The organism is Streptomyces sp. NPDC032721, assembly GCF_055579625.1.
The window spans coordinates 83,831-105,178 of record NZ_JBVIMX010000021.1 but is presented as its reverse complement, the minus strand read 5'-3'; the positions used below and the strand labels follow the sequence as shown (position 1 = coordinate 105,178).

The window sequence follows — 21,348 nt, the reverse complement described above, 5'->3', positions numbered from 1 at the left end:
GTCTCTTCACGGAGAGCCCGTTCCCAACCATGAACGCGTGTCAAGACTCTGGGGCCGTCGAGCCCCGTCACCGAGGGGGTCGAGCCATGGGGCGCGGCCGGGCAAAGGCCAAGCAGACGAAGGTCGCCCGCCAGCTGAAGTACAGCAGCGGCGGGACTGACCTGTCGCGTCTGGCCAATGAGCTGGGCGCTTCGACTTCGCAACAGCCGCCGAATGGCGAGCCGTTCGAGGACGATGACGAGGAAGACGACCCGTACGCACAGTACGCGTCGCAGTACAACGACGAGGACGAGGACGATGAGTCCGGTCCTTCGTCGCAGCGCCGCGGTGCTTGACGCTTCGGCTCTGACGCGTTCAGTTCTGGCGCTCGTACACCTCGAAAATTTTCATAAGGTTTGAGCAGAACCACCGGACCCGGTCCTGGGCTTTCGCCCCGGGCCGGGTTCTGTGCGTCCTGCTGGCCTTGGCCCGGCCCGCCCCGGCGGAAGGCCCGAGCGGCCGGCCCCGGTGGACGGGGCCGGCCTGCCCGGACTACTTCGCGTAGTCGCCGGTCAGGGTCGCACCCTCGCGGTGGTCGCCGCGCGCGAGGATCTCGCCCGCCACCCAGGAGTCGACTCCCCGGTCCTCCAGCGTCGCCAGGGCCACGTCGACCGACTCCTGCGGGACGACGGCGATCATGCCGACACCCATGTTGAGGGTCTTCTCCAGCTCCAGGCGCTCGACCTTGCCGGCCTGGCCGACGACGTCGAAGACGGCGCCGGGGGTCCAGGTCGAGCGGTCGACCGAGGCGTGCAGGTGGTCGGGGACGACCCGGGCCAGGTTGTTGGCCAGGCCGCCGCCGGTGACGTGGCTGAAGGCGTGGACCTGCGCGGTGCGGGTCAGTGCCAGGCAGTCCAGCGAGTAGATCTTGGTGGGCTCCAGGAGCTCCTCGCCGAGCGTGCGGCCGAACTCCTCCACCTCCCGGTCCAGGGCCCAGCCCGCGCGGTCGAAGACGACGTGCCGCACGAGCGAGTACCCGTTCGAGTGAAGACCGGAGGATGCCATCGCGATCACGGCGTCGCCCTCACGGATCCGGTCAGCGCCCAGGAGCTGGTCGTACTCCACGACACCGGTGCCGGCGCCCGCCACGTCGAAGTCGTCCGGGCCGAGCAGGCCCGGGTGCTCGGCGGTCTCGCCGCCGACCAGCGCGCAGCCCGCGAGGACACAGCCTTCGGCGATGCCCTTCACGATGGCGGCGACACGCTCGGGGTGCACCTTGCCGACGCAGATGTAGTCGGTCATGAAGAGCGGCTCGGCGCCGCAGACGACGAGGTCGTCGACGACCATGCCGACGAGGTCGTGGCCGATGGTGTCGTACACGCCCATCTGACGGGCGAGGTCGACCTTCGTACCGACGCCGTCGGTCGCGGAGGCGAGCAGCGGACGCTCGTAGCGCTTGAGGGCGGAGGCGTCGAAGAGACCGGCGAAACCGCCGAGGCCACCGAGGACCTCGGGGCGCTTCGTCTTCTTCACCCACTCCTTCATCAGCTCGACGGCGCGGTCGCCGGCTTCGATGTCGACGCCCGCAGCCGCGTAGCTGGCACCGGTGGTCTCAGACTTCTCAGACATGGGGAGGTGAGAACTTTCGTGTCGGACTAGCGAGGGTGTTGCGGGCGGCCTCAGGGACGACGGAGCGCTTCGGTGGCGGCGGTGTTCGCCACTCCGGCCGCGATCTCGGTCTCCAGGAGCTGCTTGCCGAGGAGCTCCGGGTCGGGGAGTTCCATGGGGTACTCGCCGTCGAAGCAGGCGCGGCAGAGGTTCGGCTTGGCGATCGTGGTCGCCTCGATCATGCCTTCGATGGAGATGTACGACAGGGAGTCGGCACCCATCGAGGTCGCGATCTCGTCCACGGTCATGCCGTTGGCGATCAGCTCCGCGCGGGTGGCGAAGTCGATGCCGAAGAAGCAGGGCCACTTCACGGGGGGAGAGGAGATCCGGATGTGGATCTCCGCCGCGCCCGCCTCGCGGAGCATCTTGACCAGTGCGCGCTGGGTGTTGCCGCGGACGATCGAGTCGTCCACGACCACCAGGCGCTTGCCCTTGATGACTTCCTTGAGCGGGTTGAGCTTCAGACGGATGCCGAGCTGGCGGATCGTCTGTGAGGGCTGGATGAAGGTCCGGCCGACGTAGGCGTTCTTGACGAGTCCCGAGCCGTACGGAATCCCGCTGGCTTCGGCGTACCCGATCGCGGCGGGGGTGCCGGATTCGGGCGTCGCTATGACGAGATCGGCCTCGGCAGGAGCTTCCTCGGCCAGTTTCCGGCCCATCTCAACCCGGCTGAGATAGACGTTGCGGCCCGCGATGTCGGTGTCGGGGCGCGCGAGGTAGACGTACTCGAAGACACAGCCCTTGGGCTTCGCTTCTGCGAATCGAGAGGTCCGGAGACCGTTCTCGTCGATCGCGAGCAGCTCGCCGGGCTCGACCTCGCGGACGTAGGAGGCGCCGCAGATGTCGAGGGCGGCGGACTCGGAGGCCACCACCCAGCCGCGCTCCAGACGGCCGAGCACCAGCGGGCGGATGCCCTGCGGGTCGCGGGCCGCGTACAGCGTTCCTTCGTCCATGAAGACGAGGGAGAAGGCACCCATCACCTGCGGGAGCACCTTTGCGGCGGCCTCCTCGATGGTGAGGGGCTTGCCGTCGTCGTCGGTCTGGCCCGCGAGGAGGGCCGTGACCAGGTCGGTGTCGTTGGTGGCTGCCACCTGGGTGGCGCGGCCGTTCTCCTTGGGGAGCTCGGCGACCAGTTCGGCGAGCTGCGCCGTATTGACCAGGTTTCCGTTGTGGCCCAGCGCGATCGAGCCGTGCGCGGTGGCACGGAACGTCGGCTGCGCGTTCTCCCACACCGAGGCTCCGGTGGTGGAGTAGCGCGCGTGACCGACCGCGATGTGGCCCTGGAGGGAGCCGAGAGAGGTTTCGTCGAAGACTTGCGAGACCAGTCCCATGTCCTTGAAGACGAGGATCTGGGACCCGTTGCTTACTGCGATACCGGCGGACTCTTGTCCCCGGTGTTGCAGTGCATACAGTCCGAAATAGGTGAGCTTGGCGACCTCTTCGCCGGGAGCCCAGACACCGAAGACGCCGCAAGCGTCCTGGGGGCCTTTCTCACCGGGGAGCAGGTCGTGGTTGAGTCGTCCATCACCACGAGGCACGGCACCGAGTGTAGGCGAGATCGACCACTGGTCCGAATTGGGGATACGAACAAGCCCTGATCCGGGGCGAAACGGTCCTGCTCAGAGGCCTGATCGGGGTCGTTCGCACGGTCCCGTCCGCAGCCCCGTCCGCAGCCCTGCGGGAGGTATTTCATGGCCCCGGGCCAGGGTCCTGTACACAGCGGAACCGGCCGGGGTCAGCCGCGGCCCCGGCGGCCGGGCTGACCGCTGCGTCCAGGTTCACGGAGGCGACGGCAACCTCCCTCGCGTCGAGTGCCCGGCGGACGAAGGTCCGGGCAGGGGCACGGAAGGTGATCGGGCGGCTCCGGGCGGTCGGCCGGGTGGGTGCGGGGGGTGTCCGGGGGTGCGTCCGCAGGGTGGGACGTGCGTTGACAGGGGGGCGGGCGGTCGGACAAGGTCCACGGTCATGCAGCCTTTCGCGGACCGTCCGGTCCCGCTCGTTGCGCGCCGACACGTCGACCTGGTCCGTGTCGCCAGCGCCATCTGTCGCTGCGCGTAAGTCCCCATCCCCGGTCAGTCCCCTTGTGCGCCGGACCCTCTGAGCAGGGCTCCTTCCGGCCGCTTCCTCCTGCCTTCCCGGAGACACCGTGACTTCGCGCGTTCCTTCCACGCCCGCCACGCCCCCGCACATGCCTGAAACACCCGATACGTCCGAACCGCCCTTGTCCCGGCGCACTTTCGCGGCCGGTGCGGCCGCCGCTGCCGGTGTCGTCGCCACCGCTGCCGTCGTCGGGCCGGCGGCCGGGTCCGCCGGGGCCGTGGAGTCCCGGTCGGGCGGCTCGGCCGGGGAGCCCCGGGAGCGGCCCTTCCGGGCTGCCGTCAAGAGGCGTTCGCGGCGGCCGAACATCCTGTTCATCCTGGGCGACGACCTGGGCTGGGCCGATCTCTCCTCGTACGGCTCGCCCCACATCCGTACGCCGAACCTGGACCGGCTCGCCCGGCAGGGCGTGCGCTTCACCGACGCGTACTCGGGATCGGCGACCTGCTCGCCGACCCGCTTCAGCCTCTACACCGGGCGCTTCCCCGGCCGTACGAAGGGAGGGCTCGCCGAGCCGATAGCCGACAAGGGGGTCGGACTGGAGCCCACGCATCCGACGCTGGCCTCGCTGCTGCGCGGCGCGGGGTACTCGACCGCGCTCATCGGCAAGTGGCACTGCGGATTCCTGCCCGACTACAGCCCCACCAGGTCGGGCTGGGACGAGTTCTTCGGGAACTTCGGCGGGGCGCTGGAGTACTACTCAAAGCTCGGCGGGAGCGGCGAGTACGACCTCTACGAGGGCGACGCCGAGTACAAGGACCTGCGCTACTACACGCGCATCCTGACCGAGCGGGCCAGTGAGTTCGTCCAGCGGGACCACGACAAACCGTGGCTGCTCAACCTCAACTTCACCACTCCGCACTGGCCCTGGATCGCGGACGGCGACGAGGAGGCGAGCGCCGAGGTCGTACGGCGGATCAAGGCCGGGGACCGGCGGGCGCTCTGGCACCAGGACGGCGGCTCGGTGGAGAAGTACACCGAGATGGTCGAGGACCTTGACCGGTCGGTCGGCGAGGTGCTGCGGGCGCTCAAGCGGTCGGGGCAGGAGGAGGACACCCTCGTCTTCTTCGCGAGCGACAACGGCGGCGAACGCTTCTCCTACAACTGGCCGTTGACCGGCAACAAGGGCTCGCTGCAGGAGGGCGGCATCCGGGTGCCGACCATTGTGCGCTGGCCCGCCCGGCTCGACGGGCGGCAGGTCAGTGACGTGCCCGTCTACACACCGGACTGGACGGCGACGCTCCTGGAGGTGGCGGGGGCCAGGGCGGACCGGGCGTTCCCGCTGGACGGGGCTTCGCTCGCCGGATACCTGCTGCGCGGCGAGCAGGCTCCCACGCGCGATCTCTTCTGGCGGGTACGGGGAGAACGGGCGCTGCGGCGCGGGGAGTGGAAGTACTACCGGGGCAGGAGCGGGCGCGACCAGCTGTTCCGGCTGAGCGGGGACGCGCGGGAGCAGGCCGATCTGGCGGGGGTGCGGCCGGAACGGCTGGCGGAGCTGCGGGCGGCCTGGGAGGCGGTGGATGCGGGGCTGCTGAAGTACCCGGACGCTTCGGCGGGATCGAGTACGGGCTGAACTGCCTTGCCTTAAGGGGGAGTTAAGGGCGGCATAACGCCTGGTGGGTGGGGGTGGCGGGGAGCGGGGCACGGTTTAGCGTGTGGCGCTCCCCCCACTTCCGGTCGTGAAGGATCCCCCCATGCGTTCCCCTTACCGCTCCCGTGTTTCCCGTGTTCCCGTGCTCGCCTGTGGTGTCGTGCTGGCGGCGGTGGCCGGTTCGTCGACCGCGTACGCCGCCGATGCCGACGCCCCCGCCGCCAAGCGGACCGTGCAGGTCGTGATGGTCAACTTCAGCGACAGCACGCTGACCGACACCGCGAAGCTCAAGTCCACCCTGGAGAGCACCTATTACGGCTCCAGCGGATCCCTGACCTCGTACTACAACGAGATCACCCGGGGCCGGACCACCTTCGGACCCCGGGACGCCGGGCAGAAGGTGATCGGCCCGCTGACCCTGCCCATGGCGGGTGCCGGGTGCGACACCTCGAAGATGGCGGACGAGACCTACAAGGCGCTGGCCGCCAAGGGCATCGCCGAGGACTCCTTCGACCACGCCTCGATCGTCTACCCGAACAGCGTCGCCAAGTGCGGGTTCGCCGGGCTCGGCACGGTCGGCGGCGGGAAGACGTGGATGCCGGCCGAGGAGTTCTCGACGGACGCGCTGATCCACGAGTTCGGGCACAACTTCGGGTACCACCACCACATGCGACTGCGCTGCCCCGAGGGCGATCTGGGTGCCGGGTGCAAGGAGGACGCCAAGGACTCCACCAGCCACAAGTCCGTGATGGGCGGCGGGGGTTCGGCCGCCGGGCTGAGCGCACCCGAGCTGATCCACAACAAGTGGCTGACCGGTGGGGAGCTGGCGCAGGTCACCAAGTCCGGGACCTACACGCTGCGTCCGCTGGCGGGGGCCGGGAGCGGGGTGCGGGCCTTGAGCATTCCGCTGGGCGAGGCGGCGGGGGCGGGCAAGGAGGGTGACCGGCTGATCGTCGACTTCCGGGCGAAGGCGGGGGCGCTGGACGGGAAGATCCAGGGCGTCCACGCGTACAGGGTGACCGCTGGCAAGTACGCCGAGTCCGCCTTCGTCGACCCCACCCCCGGTACCGGCGAGGCGGCCGACGCCGATGCACTGAAGGCGGGGGCCGAACTGACCGACACCGCACGGAAGATACGGGTCAAGGTGGTCTCGGCGGGGGCCGGTTCGGCGACGGTCTCGGTCAGCCTGAACGGGGTTCCGGCCCCGGCGGGCGGGTCGGCGGCCAAGCCCCAGACCGGCGGAAGCCCTTCGCCCGCGACCGGGAAGCCGACCGAGGCGTCCGCGCCGGGCACCCCGGCCGGGTCGACGGCCGGGCAGGCATCCGGCGCGGCTTCTGGTTCGGCGTCCGGCTCGGCTTCCGGTTCGACGTCCGGCTCGGCTTCCGGTGAGGACCTCGCCGCGACGGGAGGCAGCTCCTCGACCCTCCCGCTGGCCCTCGGCGGAGCCGCCCTCCTCGCCCTCGGCGCGGCGGCACTGGTCAAGCTGCGCCGCCGCCGGGCCTGAACACCCCTGACAGACCGCCTACTTGGTGGCCTTCGCTTCCAGTCCCTTGCCGTCCGGTCCGGTGAGGGACAGGGAGCGGCCGTCCACCTGGTAGGCGGTCTTGCCGCTCAGCACCTTCAGCAGTTGCTTCTCCACCGTGGCTCCGTCGCCCTGGCACATCATCCGGGTGGTCGCGATGCGCCCGAACTCCAGGCTCCCCTCCCCCTGCTTCGCCTTGCCGTTCAGGGAGTTGCAGCCGGTGCGGCCGGTCACCGAACCGTCCTTGCCGAAGATCAGATACGCCTTCCCCGCCGTGCTCTTCGGCAGCGACTTGGCCGTCTTGCCCTCCAGGAAGGAGTCCACGGTCCACTTGGTCCCGGCGAGCGGCGAGGCGGGCTCCACCGGCTTCGAGGTGAGCGCGATCGTGTCGCCCGCCGCCGTCGTGAGGGTCAGCCGGTTGTCGTCCAGCTTCGCCTTCAGCCGTTCCTTGAACGCCTTGCGCAGCGTCAGCTCGAAGTCCTGCTGCTCGCAGGCCATTTGAGTGGAGAGCAGCTTGTCGAGGTCGACGGCGTCGCCCTTGACGGTGGCCTTGCCGGTGAAGGAGTTGCAGCCGTAGTTACCCTTGACCGTGCCCTTGTCGTCGATCTCGACGTACACGTCCTTGGGCGCCGGGGCCTTCTTCCCGCCGACCGTCGAACTCTCGACGGTCCAGCGCACCCCGGTCAGTGGCAGGTCGGGCTGGACCTTGCTGTCCCCACCGCCCTTCTTGTCACCGCCACCGGCCCCGGCGCCCGTCGTCTCCGTACCGCAGGCGCCCAGCGCGAGGAGCGCCAGGGCCGTGACGGCAACGCTGAGCACCGGCTTCGTCTTCCGCGTCTTGAGCTTCGGCTTCGTCTGCATGCCGGTGTGACGGAACAGGTGGGACTACTGGTTCCACTTACCCCGGCGCACGCCCCCGCCTCACCCCATGATCGGCAGCACCCCCACCAGATCCGCACGCTCCCCACTGGCTCTGACCTGGGCTTCTTCAAGAGCGTCCGCCCATTGTGTACGTCCTGTGGCAAGCCGGATCCAGGTCAGCGGATCGGTCTCCACGACATTCGGCGGGGTGCCCCTGGTGTGCCGGGGGCCCTCGATGCACTGGACGACCGCATAGGGCGGAATGCGTACTTCCGTGGACGCTCCGGGCGCCTTCACGGCGAGCGCGTCCGCCAGCAGCCGGGTGCACGCGGCGAGCGCCTGCCGGTCGAACGGGACGGCGGCGCCGGTCGCCCGGTTCACGTCGTCCGTGTGCACGACCAGTTCGACGGTACGGGTGACCAGGAAGTCGGCCACGGTCATCGGCCCGACCCGGGTGGCGATCACCTGCTCGTCGGCCAGTGCGGGGAGCAGCTCGGCGAAGCGTGCCCCCGTCCTCTCGTAGAGCTCGACGAGGTCGGTGGCGGCGGCGGCCAGCTCGCGCGAGTCACTGTCGACGTCCGCCGCGCGGGCGACGGTAGCGAACGGCCAGTCCACCAGCGCCAGTTCGGCCCTGGCGGGGGCGGGCCCGCGCAGGTTCCGGTCGAAGGACGAGACGGCCATGGAGAGGTGCGCGAGGAGGTCGCGCACGGTCCACTCCCCCATCCCGGCGGCGGGCAGGGCGAGCTGCTCGGGGCTCATTTCCGCCACCGCGTCGTGCACGTGCCCGAACTGGGCGAGGACGGCGGCGCGGATCTTGGCGGAGTCGTACCGCCGAGCGCGTCTCTGCTGCTGAGGAGCCATGAACACACGCTAGCGCGGCCCACTGACAATGCCCCCGAGCCGCCGCTACCGCTACCGCTCAGGCTCCGACTCCAGCTCCCGCTCCGGCTCCCGCTCCTCGACCGTGAAGTGCGTGCCCCTGCCCGGTACGCCCACCCCCGCCCAGCTGAAGGGCAGCCCCCGCGCCGTGTCCACGTCGGGGGTGTCCATCAGCTGGAAGTGGAGGTGCGGTTCGGAGGAGTTGCCGCTGTTGCCGCACCGGCCCAGCCGCTGCCCCGTCACCACCCGGTCGCCGGTACGGACGTCCAGCGAACCGCGCCGGAGGTGCGCGTACACCGCGTACGTACCGTCACCCAGGTCCAGGACGACATGGTTGCCGAGCACCCGGTGCGGTCCCGCGATCACGCGCACGGCGCTCTCGACGACCATCAGGTACAGCACTCCCAGGAGGGAGCTGCGGCTGAGGTGGTCGCGCTGGGCGTCCTCCGCGTGCACGACGGTCCCGTCGGCGACGGCGTACAGCGGGGCCCCGAAGGCGGGGAATTCCTCGCTCCGGCGGGCGAGCGGCCAGAACCACACCGCCGCCGGCCTGCTGTCCCCGTCCGCCGGCTCCGCCAGGACGTCGATCGCGTACGTCTGCCCGTACTTGTGCGTGCCGTGGCTCGGCTGCTTGTCCGCCGGACTGTTCAGCGCGGTCCACCGCCCGGTCACCGGAGGCGCGACCTCGACCGTCGCCGGGACTCCCAGCGCGACCCGGCCGCGCCGGGAGTCCTCCCACCGCCACAGGGTCAGCGCGAGCGCCGCCACGAGCGGTGTCCAGCTGGCCAGATAGCCGTAGGGCAGTTCCACGAAGAAGCCCGCCACCGCCTGTACGGCGAAGATCCCCCAGAGAATGCGGCTGAGGTGCAGGGCTGCCTGACGTGCGGACATGGTCGTTCCCCCTTGGTCGATGCGGTGTTCAGGTGCGCGCGTCCGGCGCGCGTCCGGCGGCTACGGCGTGGCGGCGGACAGCATCACCAGCAGCGGTACGACACGGGTGACCGGCACCTCGTAGCGCCCCCGCCCGGACGTGACCAGCCAGCCCGCGGCGGTGAGCTGGCGCAGGTGGTGGTAGATCTGGCCGGTGGTGCCCAGCTCGTCGAGCGCGTTGAGCTCGGCGGCGGTGCGCAGGCCCCCGGCGATCTCCCGGAGCAGCCGCAGCCGTACGGGATGACCGAGCGCGGCGAAGGCGTCGGCGGTCTCCGCCCAGTCGCGTGCGAGCAGGTCATCGGTGGTCGCGCCGAACTGCCACTCGTACCGCGCCTTGGTCGGCAGCCGCACCGAACCCGCGAACAGCACACCCCCGTCGGCCGCCCCGAGCTCGTCGAGCTGCGCCTTGAGGCCGTCCAGGGCCCAGAGCGAGGGCACGGGATGATCATCTCCGACAGCGTCGCCCGCCCCGCCGCTCTCCAGCGCCGCCATGCGCCGCTCCAGTTCGGCGACGCGCTTCTCCAGGTCCATGAACAGAGATTACGTAATTACGTAATCCCCGACAACCCCCGCAGGCACCCCACGGCCCCCTACAGCAACAGCGCCGCCGCCCCGCACAGCACCGACACCAGCACGATCACCGGTCCGAGCGGCATGCCCTGCTCCCCGGGCGTGCTGTCCTCGGCCGGCCGCAGGGCCGGGTCGGCGAGCATCGCGCGGATCTCGTCGGCCGCGCGGCCCGCGACGTGACCTGCGGCGGTACGGCGGTCCAGCCGCGCCCACCCGGTGGGCCGGATGCCGACGCGTACGCCCTCGGGACCGCGGAAGGTGATGCTGTCGTCGTCGTACTCGACCTTCTCGATCTCCGCCCAGCGCAACTGCCGCACCCGCCAGCCGCCCGCCACCCACACCCCCGAACGGTCCGCCGTGATCCGCCAGTTGAGCGCGGCGGCGATGAAACCGATGGCGAAGGGCAGCGCCCCCAGCGCGAACCACACCCGCCAGCCGCGCTCCCCGTCCAGGAACGACCAGACCACCCCCAGCTCCACCAGGAAGGCCAGCACACCGATGGCCCGGCCGACCGGCCCCGCGGACCAGGAGGGAGGGCGGACGGAGGGGGAGAGGGGTATGGCGTCCACGAAGATCTCGTTCCCGTTGTTCTCGTTGTTCTCGTTACCGCGTCGGCCGCCGACGGCCGCCGGGCTCGTGCTGTGCTCGATGGCGACGCGCCCCTCCGCCCCGTCGACGGCGGCGACATACGCCAACTCGGCGCCGCTCGCGGGGGTTCCGTACAGCACGGCCTCGCGCAGCGGCCTGCGTCCCGTACTGCCGCCGCCCTCGTACGCACCCCAGGAACGGAAGCCGAGCAAGGGTTCCGCACCCGCCGGGTCGTCGGCCGCGTACACCCAGGTCCTGCCGTCCGCGCCCTCCCTGACCAGCACGCGCAGGGCGGGCTGCGGGCGCCTGCGCAGCCGGGCGTACCGCAGGAGCGCCACCACCCCCTCGACGAGCAGCGCGACCCCGAGGGTCCCGGTGCCCAGCAGCACCCACTCGCCCTCGTACTCGGTCATGGAGTGCCCCGTGTACGCGGCGAAGCCGAGCAGGAGTGCCGCGACGGCGATCAGGAGGTACGGGCGACGGGGCCGCCGCACTCCCCCGGGCACGGCGGGCAGCGGATGCCGTTGCGGACCCGCCGCCTCCGCCACCCGCTCCCAGCGCCGCAGCCGTACGCCCCGGCGGTGCACCAGGGTCACCGCGGCCAGGACGGCGGCCAGCCCGACCCCGATCAGCGCGGGCAGCCCGGTCCGGCCCAGGGCATCGGTGGAGATCAGCGCCCCGGCCGTCAGCGGCACGAGCACCGGCAGCGCCAGCCCCGGCCGACGCCAGATCCAGTACAGCTCCAGAAGCAGCAACCCCAGGAACACCATGGGCCACCCCCACCACGAAGCGAGTCCACCAGGGGACATGGACACCGATACGGCATAGACCTTGAGCGTGTCGACGGGTGCGGCCGTACCGCGCCCGTACTCACCGAACGCACCGAAGCTCCCGATCCGCGCTTCCGAACGGCCGGAGAAGGACGACGCCGCCTCCAGTGGCCCGAAGTGCGGCGGCTTCGGTTCCGGAACCGCCAGCACCGCCCACACCACCGCCGCCACCAGCACCAGTACCGCCCACCCCGGATGCGCCCACCGCGCGGGCACGGCGGCCAGCCAGCCGCGTACCTGCGCGGACCGCCAGGACGCCGTGCCCTCGGGTATCCGCGCGGCGGGCAGCGGTACGGGCGGCGGAGGAACGGGTTCCGGTCCGGGGGAAGTTGGGTGTTCGCTCACCCGCGCATTATGTCCATGACAGAAATCACGACAGAAGTGCGGCCCCGCCCCCGGTCACCCCGGGGCGGGGCCGCACTCAACAGCTCGACGTACGACTCGGACGTACGGCTCGGACGTACGACTCAGGCCAGCAGGCCCGGGATCGTCGCCTCGTGCGCGTCCTTCAGCTCGCTCAGCGGGAGGCTGAACTGGCCCTGGACCTCGATCGAGTCCCCGTCCACGACACCGATGCGGGTGACGGGCAGACCGCGCGCCCCGCACATGTCGTTGAAGCGGAGCTCCTCACTGCGCGGGATCGACACGACCGCGCGGCCCGCCGACTCCGAGAAGAGGAAGACGAACGGGTCGAGACCGTCCGGCACCACGACCCGGGCACCCTTCCCGCCGCGCAGGCAGGACTCGGTGAGGGCCTGGATCAGACCGCCGTCGCTCAGGTCGTGGGCGGCGTCGACCATGCCGTCCCGCGACGCCGAGATCAGGATCTCGCCGAGCAGCTTCTCGCGCGCCAGGTCGACCTTCGGCGGCAGGCCGCCGAGGTGGCCGTGCACGACCTCGGACCAGGCGGAGCCGCCCAGTTCCTCGTGCGTGTCACCGAGGAGGTACAGCAGCTGCCCCTCTTCGGCGAAGGCCATCGGCGTACGGCGGGCGACGTCGTCGATGACACCGAGGACCGCGACGACGGGCGTCGGGTGGATCGCGGTCTCACCGGTCTGGTTGTACAGAGAAACGTTGCCACCGGTCACCGGAGTTCCCAGTTCCAGACAGCCGTCCGCGAGACCACGGGTGGCCTCGGCGAACTGCCACATCACGTCCGGGTCCTCGGGGGAGCCGAAGTTGAGGCAGTTGGAGATCGCGAGGGGCTTCGCGCCCGTGGTCGCGACGTTGCGGTACGACTCGGCGAGCGCCAGCTGCGCACCCGCGTACGGGTCCAGCTTGGCGTACCGGCCGTTGCCGTCGGTCGCCATCGTCACACCGAGGCCGGTCTCCGCGTCGATACGCACCATGCCCGCGTCCTCCGGCATGGCCAGCACCGTGTTGCCCTGCACGAAGCGGTCGTACTGGTCCGTGATCCACGCCTTGGAGGCCTGGTTCGGGGAGGCGACCAGCTGGAGGACCTGCGCGCGCAGTTCCTCGCCGTTCGCCGGGCGGGCCAGCGCGTTGGCGTCGTCGGCCTGGAGCGCGTCCTGCCAGGAGGGGCGGGCGTAGGGACGCTCGTACACCGGGCCCTCGTGGGCGACGGTGCGCGGCGGTACGTCCACGATCTGCTCGCCGTGCCAGAAGATCTCCAGCTGGGAGCCCTCGGTCACCTCACCGATGACGGTGGCGATGACGTCCCACTTCTCGCAGATCTCCATGAAGCGGTCCACGTGCTGCGGCTCGACGATCGCGCACATGCGTTCCTGCGACTCGCTCATGAGGATTTCCTCGGGCGAGAGGGAGGAGTCGCGCAGGTGCACGGTGTCCAGCTCGACGCGCATGCCGCCGGAACCGGCCGAGGCCAGCTCGCTGGTGGCGCAGGAAAGACCGGCGCCGCCGAGGTCCTGGATGCCGTCGACCAGCTTCTCCGCGAAGATCTCCAGGGTGCACTCGATGAGGAGCTTCTCCTGGAACGGGTCACCGACCTGCACGGCGGGCCGCTTGGTGGGCTTTGCGTCGTCGAAGGTCTCGGACGCCAGGACCGAGACACCGCCGATGCCGTCGCCGCCGGTCCGGGCGCCGTACAGGATGACCTTGTTGCCCGCGCCGGACGCCTTCGCGAGGTGGATGTCCTCGTGCTTCATCACGCCGATGCAGCCGGCGTTCACGAGGGGGTTGCCCTGGTAGCAGGCGTCGAAGACGACCTCGCCGCCGATGTTGGGCAGGCCCAGGCAGTTTCCGTAGCCGCCGATTCCGGCGACCACGCCCGGCAGTACGCGCCGGGTGTCGGGGTGGTCGGCCGCACCGAAACGCAGCGGGTCGACGACCGCGACCGGACGCGCACCCATGGCGAGAATGTCGCGGACGATGCCGCCGACGCCGGTGGCCGCGCCCTGGTAGGGCTCGATGTACGAGGGGTGGTTGTGCGACTCGACCTTGAAGGTGACCGCGTAACCCTGGCCGACGTCGACGACGCCCGCGTTCTCCCCGATCCCGACGAGCATCGCGTCGTTCTCGGGGACCTTCTCGCCGAACTGCTTGAGGTGGACCTTGCTGCTCTTGTACGAGCAGTGCTCCGACCACATCACCGAGTACATGGCGAGCTCGGCGCCGGTGGGACGGCGGCCGAGGATCTCGCGGATCCGGGTGTACTCGTCCTCCTTGAGGCCGAGTTCCTTCCAGGGCTGCTCGACCTCGGGGGTTTCGGCAGCGTGCTTGACGGTGTCCAGCGTCATGCGTTGACCAACTTCTTCAGGATCGAGGTGAAGAATCCGAGCCCGTCGGTACGGCCCGTACCGATCAGCGGCTCGACGGCGTGCTCGGGGTGCGGCATCAGACCGACGACGTTGCCCGCCGCGTTGGTGATGCCGGCGATGTCCCGGAGCGAGCCGTTGGGGTTGCCGTCCAGGTAGCGGAAGGCGACGCGGCCCTCCGCCTCCAGCTCGTCGAGCGTGTGCTCGTCGGCGACGTACCGGCCGTCCATGTTCTTGAGCGGTACGGAGATCTCCTGGCCCTGCTCGTAATCGAGCGTCCAGGCGGTCTCCGCGTTCTCCACCCGCAGCTTCTGATCGCGGCAGATGAAGTGGAGGTGGTTGTTCCGGAGCATCGCGCCGGGCAGCAGATGTGCCTCGGTGAGGATCTGGAAGCCGTTGCAGATGCCGAGGACCGGCAGGCCGGCCTTCGCCTGCTCGATGATCGTGTCCATCACCGGCGAGAAGCGCGAGATGGCGCCTGCCCGCAGGTAGTCGCCGTAGGAGAACCCTCCGGCGAGGACCACCGCGTCGACCTGGTGGAGGTCCTTGTCGCGGTGCCACAGGGACACCGGCTCGGCGCCCGCGATCCGGACGGCACGCAGCGCGTCCTGGTCGTCGAGCGTGCCCGGAAAGGTGACGACTCCGATACGAGCGGTCACTTCGACTCCTCCACCTTCACGGTGAAGTCCTCGATAACGGTGTTGGCGAGGAACGTTTCGGCCATCTCGTGGATGCGGGCGAGGGCGGCCTCGTCGACCGGCCCCTCCACCTCCAGCTCGAAACGCTTCCCCTGACGGACGTCCGCGATTGACTCGAAGCCGAGACGGGGCAGTGCACGCTGCACCGCCTGTCCCTGCGGGTCGAGAATCTCGGGCTTGAGCATGACGTCGACTACGACGCGTGCCACTGGCACTCCCGGTGTGGTGTGGTGCTTTAAGGCGGTTCCCACAGCGTACCCGGCCAAAAATTCTACGCGGGTAGATATCCTCGCGGCCGATCACGTTCCGGTATCGGCACCGACAACGCCGGGAAAAATCAGGGAAAAAATAGCCGCCCGTCATTGCACTCGGACACGCTGACGGAATTGACTGGGCTTCACAATGCAATGACTCCCCCTGTACAAAGGAATACAAGGGAAAGCAGTATTGCCCCATACTTGTTTCCGAAGAGTCGGCCGGCCGACATCACCGCACGTCAGCGCGGTGGTCACGACAGCCGTCCGGCCACCCGTCCGCCAGGAAGGACCGATATCCGTGGCTCAACGCGTACTGGTCACGCTCTCCGACGACATCGACGGAGGAGAAGCGGCGGAAACGGTGACCTTCGGCCTCGACGGGAAGTCGTACGAGATCGACCTCAATCCCGCCAATGCAAAGAAACTGCGCACGGCCCTGAAGCCGTACGTCGACGCAGGCCGAAAGCACTCGAAGTCGGGCAATGTGTACCGGCACACCGCGGTGGCCCCGGACCCGGCGGCGGTGCGCGCGTGGGCCAGGTCCCACCGGATGGACGTGCCGGCCAGGGGACGGATCCCCAAGAGCGTCTACGAGGCGTTCGCAGAAGCCTCCTGACGGAGTGAAGGGTCTCCCGGCCCGGCCGCACGCGGCGCCCGCGAGGACTCCTCGCCCACTCGCGAAGGTCGGCCGGGAACCGATTTGCATCACACCCCGGTACCTGGGCTAAAGTCTGGAGCACGCCGAAGGGCAAGGCCGCAAGGCCCCGCCTCACGCAGCGTGCGGGTGTAGTTCAGTAGCAGAACATCCTCCTTCCAGGGGGAAGGCGCAGTGTGCAATTCCTGTCACCCGCTCTGCATCGCTCAACCGGTTACCGGGCACTCCGGTGGTTCGGGTAGGGTGATGAAGCACCACCAAGCAGTACTCGCACCACCTTGCGGACGTAGCTCAGTTGGTAGAGCGCAACCTTGCCAAGGTTGAGGTCGCCAGTTCGAACCTGGTCGTCCGCTCCACGAAGAAGGCCCCGGTCATGACGACCGGGGCCTTTCTCGTTGCCCGTCCCGTCGTCCCGGCCGCTCATGACATTTGTCATCGGGAGTGATGACAGCGCGCACTGCCGCCGGCCCCGGGCCGACGGGAGTCTTGGAACATGACCACCAACGCAGAGCTTGTCATCGACGTCGAAGGGCTCCGGCGGACGTACGCCGGAGGGTTCGAGGCCGTCCGTTCCGTCTCCTTCTCCGTGGCGCGCGGCGAACTCTTCGCGCTGCTGGGGACCAACGGCGCGGGCAAGACCTCCACCCTGGAGCTGCTCGAAGGTCTCGCCGCACCGACCGGCGGCCGGATCCGGGTCCTGGGGCACGACCCGTTCACCGAGCGGGCGAAGGTCCGCCCCCGGGTGGGCGTGATGCTCCAGGAGGGCGGATTCCCGGCGCAGTTGACGGTGCTGGAGACCGCGCGGATGTGGGCGGGGTGCACGAGCGGTGCGCGCCCGGTCGACGAGGCGCTGGAGCTGGTGGGGCTCGCCGGGCGGCGTTCCGTACGGGTCAAGCAGCTCTCGGGCGGTGAGCGGCGGCGGCTCGACCTGGCGATGGCGGTGCTCGGGCGGCCGGAGATCCTCTTCCTCGACGAACCGACGACCGGGCTTGACGCCGAAGGACGGCGCGACACCTGGCAGTTGGTGCGGGAGCTGCGCGAGCAGGGCACGACCGTACTGCTGACGACGCACTACCTCGAAGAGGCCGAGGAGCTGGCCGACCGGCTGGCGATCATGCACGAGGGGCGGATCGCCACCGAGGGGCGGGTGGACGAGGTGGTCGCCGCGCACCCGTCGCAGATCAGCTTCGAGCTGCCGGAGGGGTACCACATGGGGGACCTGCCGCCGCTCGGCCAGCTCGGCGTCACCGAGCACCAACTGACCGGCAGGACAGTGCGGTTGAGCACCCCCGCACTTCAGCGGGCGGCCACCGGGCTGCTGGTCTGGGCGGAGGCCGCCGGGGTGCAGCTGCGCGGTCTCGACGTGCGGTCGGCCTCGCTGGAGGAGGCCTTCCTGCACATAGCGCGGGACGCGAGGACGACGGCGAACACGACGTCGAACACCACGAAGAGGGAAGAGGTGGCGGCGCGATGAGCACGACGACGCTGACGCAGGGCACGCACGCGACGGGGTCGGCCGGACCGCGCACCACGCCGGTGGGCCGTATGAAGTCGCTGGCCAAGGCCGAGCTGACCCTCCTGGGCCGGAACAGGTCCGCGCTGGTCATGCTGCTGGCGATGCCGGTCGTGCTGACCTTCACGTCCTGGTCGGCCGCCAAGGGCATGGACCTCGACAAGATCGGGCTGTCCATCGGCACGATGGTGATCCCGACCTCGGTCGCGTACGTCCTGATCTTCGGCGTCTACACCACGCTGGTCGGCACCTACGTCACCCGCCGCGAGGAGCTCGTCCTCAAGCGGCTGCGCACCGGGGAGCCGGGCGATCTGGAGATCCTGGCGGGCACTTCGGTGGCCGCGCTGGCGACCGCGGTGGTGCAGTGCGCGGTGCTGATCGTGGCCGGGGTCCTGGTGCTGGACGCGCAGATGCCGTCCAACCCGCTGTTCGTGGTGGTGGGCATCGTCTTCGGCATCGCGCTGGCCGCGCTGCTGGCCACGGCGACGGCGGCCTTCACCAAGTCCGTGGAGAGCTCGCAGCTCACCGTCGCGCCGGTCATGCTGATCTCGATGTTCGGCTCCGGGCTGATCTTCCCGCTGGAGGCGCTGCCGGACCTCGCCACCCGAATCTGCCAGCTGCTGCCGCTGTCCCCCGTGGTGGAGCTGATGCGGGGCGGCTGGTCGGGCAATCTGACCTGGTCGGGCGGGCTCGGTGCCATGGCCGTCGCGGGAGCCTGGACCGTACTGTCGGCGTACACGGTCAAGAAGCGGTTCCGCTGGGAGCCGCGGCGGTAGGACCGAGGTCCGGCCCCCGTCCCGGTTGCGGGGCGGGGGCCGGCTTTCGGGGCAGCGCTGGTTTCGAGGATGTGGTGACGGGGATGAAGGGCTTCTGGCGGGGCCGCAGCGGGGCGGCCAAGATGGACCTGTACATGCGGATCACGCTGTACGGGATTCCGTGGCTGCTGTATCCCGGAGTCCTCGGCACCGTCGCGACGCGGCTCGCCCGTGGGGACGGGCCGGCCTGGGTGGGCATGGGACTGCTCGCGGTGTCCTTCACCCTGACCGTGCTCTCCATGCACGCCGTCAACCGGGGAATGGCCCACCACCGGTACGGGACCCCGGCACCCCTGCGGACGGCCCTGGTGTCGTTGGTGCTGGGTGTGGCCTACACGGCCCTGGCGGTGGCGTACCACTTCGTCGGCGGTTTCGACCCGAACGGCAAGGACGCCACGGACTTCACCCTGATGCTGATGATCGGCCTGACCCCGGTGGCGATGTGCGTGTTCACCCTGTCGACGATCGGCCGGCTGCTCCTTGCGACGGCCGCCAGCGCGGTCCTCGCGGGGCTGACCGTCCAGTGGATCACCCACAGCGGCCCGATCGCCGTGATCACGGGGATCTCGATCGTGCTGGCGGGCCTGTACGGGCTGCTGGCGTTCCGCTCCTCGCTCTGGTTCGTCGCCACGCTCTGGGAACTCGACCGGAACCGGGACACCGAGGCCAGGCTCGCCGTCGCCGAGGAGCGGCTGCGCTTCGGGCGCGACCTGCACGACGTGATGGGCCGCAACCTCGCCGTCATCGCGCTGAAGAGCGAGCTGGCGGTGCAGCTCGCCGAGCGGGGCAGGCCCGAGGCCGTCGCACAGATGGCCGAGGTGCAGCGGATCGCGCAGGAGTCGCAGCGCGAGGTGCGGGCGGTCGTGCGCGGGTACCGGGAGGCCGACCTGCGCAACGAGATCGAGGGGGCGCGCGGGGTACTGGCCTCCGCCGGGATCAGCTGCCGGGTGGAGGACGGCCTCGCCGCCGAACTGCCCACCGGGGTGCAGTCGGCGCTCGGCTGGGTGGTCCGCGAGGCGACCACCAACGTCCTGCGGCACGGCAACCCCAAGAGCTGCACCCTGCGGCTGACCTCGTACGGGGACCGCGCGGTGCTGGTCGTCGAGAACGACGGGGCGGACTCCTCCACCCCCGTCGGACCGTCCGGCTCCGGCCTGGCGGGGCTGCGGGAGCGGCTGGCCACCGTGGGTGGGTCGCTCGTCGCGGGGCCCGCGGAGAAGGGCCTGTTCCGGGTCCGGGCGGAGGTCCCGCTGACGGCTCCGGACGACCCCGCGTCACGTACTCGTAGTCGTACTCGTACTCGTACTCGTACGGAAAAGGAAGTCGAGGGCATGGCCCCGGAATCGAGCACTCCCGCCACGGGCGGCACCGCCAGGCTCTTCCGGCGGTTCACCCGCTCCGGCGCGGGGGCAGGTGCCGCATGAGCGCCGTACGGGTACTGCTCGCGGACGACGAGCACCTGATCCGGGGGGCGCTGGCCGCGCTGCTCGCGCTGGAGGACGACCTGGAGGTGGTCGCGGAGGCCGCCACCGGGCCCGAGGCGCTGGCCATGGCGCTCCAGCACCGGCCGGACGTGGCGGTGCTGGACCTTCAGATGCCGGGGATGGACGGTGTGGCGGTGGCCACATCGCTGCGGACCGAACTGCCGGACTGCCGCACCATGATCGTCACCAGTCACGGGCTGCCCGGGCATCTGAAGCGGGCGCTGGAGGCGGGCGTGCGGGGGTTCGTGCCGAAGACCGTCAGCGCCCAGCAGCTGGCCGCGATCATCCGTACCGTGCACGCCGGAAACCGTTATGTCGACCCGGAGTTGGCGGCCGACGCCATCGCCGCAGGTGACTCCCCGCTGACCGTACGGGAGGCGGAGGTGCTGGAGTTGGCCGCGCACGGTGCGCCCGTCGCGGAGATCGCCGAGCGGGCCGCGCTGAGCCAGGGCACCGTACGGAACTACCTGTCGTCCGCGGCCTCGAAACTGGGGGCGGAGAACCGTCATGCGGCAGTGCGTCTCGCACGCGAGCGAGGTTGGGTATAGTTGTCCTCGCGCCACGGCGCAACGCGGACGTAGCTCAGTTGGTAGAGCGCAACCTTGCCAAGGTTGAGGTCGCCAGTTCGAACCTGGTCGTCCGCTCCAGTACGAAGAAGGCCCCGGTCATCGCGACCGGGGCCTTCTTCGTGTGGGGCCCGGCCCCTTCGGGTCGGGCCCCACTGCCGTACTACGACCAGCTCTGGCCCGTCAGCCGCTCGTACGCCTCGATGTACTTGGCGCGCGACGCGTCGACGATCTCCTGCGGGAGGGCCGGCGGCGGGTTCTCCGACTTGGCGTCCCAGCCGGAGTCGGCCGAGGTCAGCCAGTTGCGGATGAACTGCTTGTCGAAGGACTGCTGGGTGCGGCCCGGCTCCCAGTCCTCGGCGGGCCAGAAGCGGGAGGAGTCCGGGGTGAGGACCTCGTCGGCGATGACCAGCTGTTCGCCGTCGCCGGACGCGGACGGTTCGTAGCCGAACTCGAACTTGGTGTCGGCGAGGATGATGCCCCGGTCACGGGCGATGTCCCGGGCCCTGCCGTACACGGCGAGGGTGGCCTGGCGCAGCTGGGCGGCGGTCTCCGCACCGGTCTGGCGGGCCACCTCCTCGTAGCTGACGTTCTCGTCGTGGTCGCCGACGGCCGCCTTGGTGGCCGGGGTGAAGATCGGCGCGGGCAGCTCCGAGCCGTTGACCAGGCCCTCGGGCAGGGCGAGGCCGCAGACCGTACGGGACTCCTGGTACTCGACCAGCCCGGATCCTGTGAGGTAGCCGCGGGCGACGCACTCGACGGGGACCATCCGCAGCGACTTGCAGACCAGGGTGCGGCCCGCCCAGTCGGCGGGGGCGCCCTCGGGCAGTTCGGTCGACAGGACGTGGTGGGGGACGAGGTCCGCGAGCTGGTCGAACCACCACAGCGAGAGCTGGGTGAGGACGCGGCCCTTGTCGGGGATGACGGTGGGCAGCACCCAGTCGAAGGCGCTGGTGCGGTCGCTGGCGACCATCACGAGGTCGCCCGCCTCGTTCTGGTACAGGTCGCGCACCTTGCCGGTGTGCAGATGTACCAGGCCCGGCACCTGCTGGGGTTCGGGCTTTACTACGAATCCGGACACGGTTCCTCCCCGTGGTTGTTGCCAATCGC

20 protein-coding genes and 3 tRNA genes are annotated in these 21,348 nt (G+C 70.2%); 12 read left to right on the top strand and 11 right to left on the bottom strand.

Translation table 11 applies throughout. From position 1 onward, the window contains the following. Positions 1 to 86: 86 nt before the first annotated feature. On the top strand, positions 87 to 335 hold the full coding sequence (locus ACZ5PB_RS34705) for a DUF3073 domain-containing protein (RefSeq protein ID WP_384343443.1): 249 nt from the start codon (positions 87 to 89) through the stop codon (positions 333 to 335). A 196-nt stretch (positions 336 to 531) separates the two neighbouring features. On the opposite strand, the gene purM is transcribed toward ACZ5PB_RS34705, so the two are convergent. Together purM and purF are read right to left on the bottom strand one after the other, a co-directional pair. After that, positions 532 to 1,608: a phosphoribosylformylglycinamidine cyclo-ligase gene (gene purM / locus ACZ5PB_RS34700; RefSeq protein WP_468696800.1), complete on the bottom strand. Its 1,077-nt coding sequence runs from the start codon at positions 1,606 to 1,608 to the stop codon at positions 532 to 534. A gap of 50 nt (positions 1,609 to 1,658) precedes the next feature. Beyond that, positions 1,659 to 3,185: an amidophosphoribosyltransferase gene (gene purF / locus ACZ5PB_RS34695; RefSeq protein ID WP_468696799.1), complete on the bottom strand. Its 1,527-nt coding sequence runs from the start codon at positions 3,183 to 3,185 to the stop codon at positions 1,659 to 1,661. 427 nt (positions 3,186 to 3,612) lie between these two features. Here purF and ACZ5PB_RS34690 point away from each other — a divergent pair, with 427 nt between their 5' ends. The 3 genes from ACZ5PB_RS34690 to ACZ5PB_RS34680 all read left to right on the top strand — a co-directional run bounded on the left by ACZ5PB_RS34690 (position 3,613) and on the right by ACZ5PB_RS34680 (position 6,839). Then, entirely contained in the window at positions 3,613 to 3,705 is a 93-nt protein-coding gene (locus tag ACZ5PB_RS34690) for a putative leader peptide (protein ID WP_468696797.1), read from the top strand. A 130-nt stretch (positions 3,706 to 3,835) separates the two neighbouring features. After that, positions 3,836 to 5,317, top strand: a complete 1,482-nt coding sequence (locus ACZ5PB_RS34685) for a sulfatase family protein (protein ID WP_468696795.1) — start codon at positions 3,836 to 3,838, stop codon at positions 5,315 to 5,317. Positions 5,318 to 5,438: 121 nt separating this feature from the next. Continuing rightward, on the top strand, positions 5,439 to 6,839 hold the full coding sequence (locus tag ACZ5PB_RS34680; RefSeq protein ID WP_468696793.1) for an LAETG motif-containing sortase-dependent surface protein: 1,401 nt from the start codon (positions 5,439 to 5,441) through the stop codon (positions 6,837 to 6,839). Positions 6,840 to 6,857: 18 nt separating this feature from the next. On the opposite strand, the gene ACZ5PB_RS34675 is transcribed toward ACZ5PB_RS34680, so the two are convergent. From ACZ5PB_RS34675 to purS, 8 genes are all read right to left on the bottom strand, one after another. Continuing rightward, on the bottom strand, positions 6,858 to 7,718 hold the full coding sequence (locus ACZ5PB_RS34675; RefSeq protein WP_468696792.1) for an META domain-containing protein: 861 nt from the start codon (positions 7,716 to 7,718) through the stop codon (positions 6,858 to 6,860). A 60-nt stretch (positions 7,719 to 7,778) separates the two neighbouring features. Continuing rightward, complete coding sequence (locus tag ACZ5PB_RS34670) at positions 7,779 to 8,579, bottom strand: maleylpyruvate isomerase family mycothiol-dependent enzyme (RefSeq protein ID WP_468696790.1); 801 nt, start codon at positions 8,577 to 8,579, stop codon at positions 7,779 to 7,781. Positions 8,580 to 8,630: 51 nt separating this feature from the next. Next, a complete protein-coding gene (locus tag ACZ5PB_RS34665; protein WP_468696788.1) occupies positions 8,631 to 9,488 on the bottom strand; it encodes a M23 family metallopeptidase in 858 nt (285 codons plus the stop codon). A 60-nt stretch (positions 9,489 to 9,548) separates the two neighbouring features. Beyond that, positions 9,549 to 10,058 (bottom strand): ArsR/SmtB family transcription factor, encoded by a 510-nt coding sequence (locus ACZ5PB_RS34660; RefSeq protein ID WP_468696786.1) that lies wholly within the window; start codon positions 10,056 to 10,058, stop codon positions 9,549 to 9,551. Positions 10,059 to 10,117: 59 nt separating this feature from the next. Next, on the bottom strand, positions 10,118 to 11,860 hold the full coding sequence (locus ACZ5PB_RS34655; RefSeq protein WP_468696785.1) for a hypothetical protein: 1,743 nt from the start codon (positions 11,858 to 11,860) through the stop codon (positions 10,118 to 10,120). Positions 11,861 to 11,982: 122 nt separating this feature from the next. Then, the gene (purL, locus tag ACZ5PB_RS34650) at positions 11,983 to 14,232 is read right to left on the bottom strand and encodes a phosphoribosylformylglycinamidine synthase subunit PurL (RefSeq protein ID WP_468696783.1); all 2,250 of its coding nucleotides are present in this window, start codon (positions 14,230 to 14,232) and stop codon (positions 11,983 to 11,985) included. Further along, positions 14,229 to 14,909, bottom strand: a complete 681-nt coding sequence (purQ, locus tag ACZ5PB_RS34645) for a phosphoribosylformylglycinamidine synthase subunit PurQ (RefSeq protein WP_468696781.1) — start codon at positions 14,907 to 14,909, stop codon at positions 14,229 to 14,231. Before purQ ends, purL begins: the two co-directional genes overlap by 4 nt. Continuing rightward, complete coding sequence (purS, locus tag ACZ5PB_RS34640; RefSeq protein ID WP_389252250.1) at positions 14,906 to 15,157, bottom strand: phosphoribosylformylglycinamidine synthase subunit PurS; 252 nt, start codon at positions 15,155 to 15,157, stop codon at positions 14,906 to 14,908. The genes purQ and purS overlap by 4 nt, the downstream gene beginning before the upstream one ends. 346 nt (positions 15,158 to 15,503) lie before the next feature. Here purS and ACZ5PB_RS34635 point away from each other — a divergent pair, with 346 nt between their 5' ends. The 8 genes from ACZ5PB_RS34635 to ACZ5PB_RS34600 all read left to right on the top strand — a co-directional run bounded on the left by ACZ5PB_RS34635 (position 15,504) and on the right by ACZ5PB_RS34600 (position 20,319). Continuing rightward, on the top strand, positions 15,504 to 15,821 hold the full coding sequence (locus tag ACZ5PB_RS34635; RefSeq protein WP_468696778.1) for a histone-like nucleoid-structuring protein Lsr2: 318 nt from the start codon (positions 15,504 to 15,506) through the stop codon (positions 15,819 to 15,821). Between the two features lie 164 nt (positions 15,822 to 15,985). Beyond that, positions 15,986 to 16,057 (top strand) — tRNA-Gly (locus ACZ5PB_RS34630). An 83-nt stretch (positions 16,058 to 16,140) separates the two neighbouring features. Then, positions 16,141 to 16,216 (top strand) — tRNA-Gly (locus tag ACZ5PB_RS34625). A 137-nt stretch (positions 16,217 to 16,353) separates the two neighbouring features. Further along, positions 16,354 to 17,334 (top strand): ABC transporter ATP-binding protein, encoded by a 981-nt coding sequence (locus ACZ5PB_RS34620; RefSeq protein WP_468696776.1) that lies wholly within the window; start codon positions 16,354 to 16,356, stop codon positions 17,332 to 17,334. Next, a complete protein-coding gene (locus ACZ5PB_RS34615) occupies positions 17,331 to 18,149 on the top strand; it encodes an ABC transporter permease (RefSeq protein WP_468696774.1) in 819 nt (272 codons plus the stop codon). Before ACZ5PB_RS34620 ends, ACZ5PB_RS34615 begins: the two co-directional genes overlap by 4 nt. A gap of 83 nt (positions 18,150 to 18,232) precedes the next feature. Further along, entirely contained in the window at positions 18,233 to 19,612 is a 1,380-nt protein-coding gene (locus ACZ5PB_RS34610; RefSeq protein WP_468696868.1) for a sensor histidine kinase, read from the top strand. Continuing rightward, entirely contained in the window at positions 19,609 to 20,220 is a 612-nt protein-coding gene (locus tag ACZ5PB_RS34605) for a response regulator (protein ID WP_468696772.1), read from the top strand. The genes ACZ5PB_RS34610 and ACZ5PB_RS34605 overlap by 4 nt, the downstream gene beginning before the upstream one ends. A gap of 23 nt (positions 20,221 to 20,243) precedes the next feature. Continuing rightward, positions 20,244 to 20,319, top strand: a tRNA-Gly gene (locus tag ACZ5PB_RS34600). A gap of 82 nt (positions 20,320 to 20,401) precedes the next feature. On the opposite strand, the gene ACZ5PB_RS34595 is transcribed toward ACZ5PB_RS34600, so the two are convergent. Next, entirely contained in the window at positions 20,402 to 21,319 is a 918-nt protein-coding gene (locus tag ACZ5PB_RS34595; RefSeq protein WP_468696770.1) for a phosphoribosylaminoimidazolesuccinocarboxamide synthase, read from the bottom strand. Between the last annotated feature and the right edge of the window lie 29 nt (positions 21,320 to 21,348).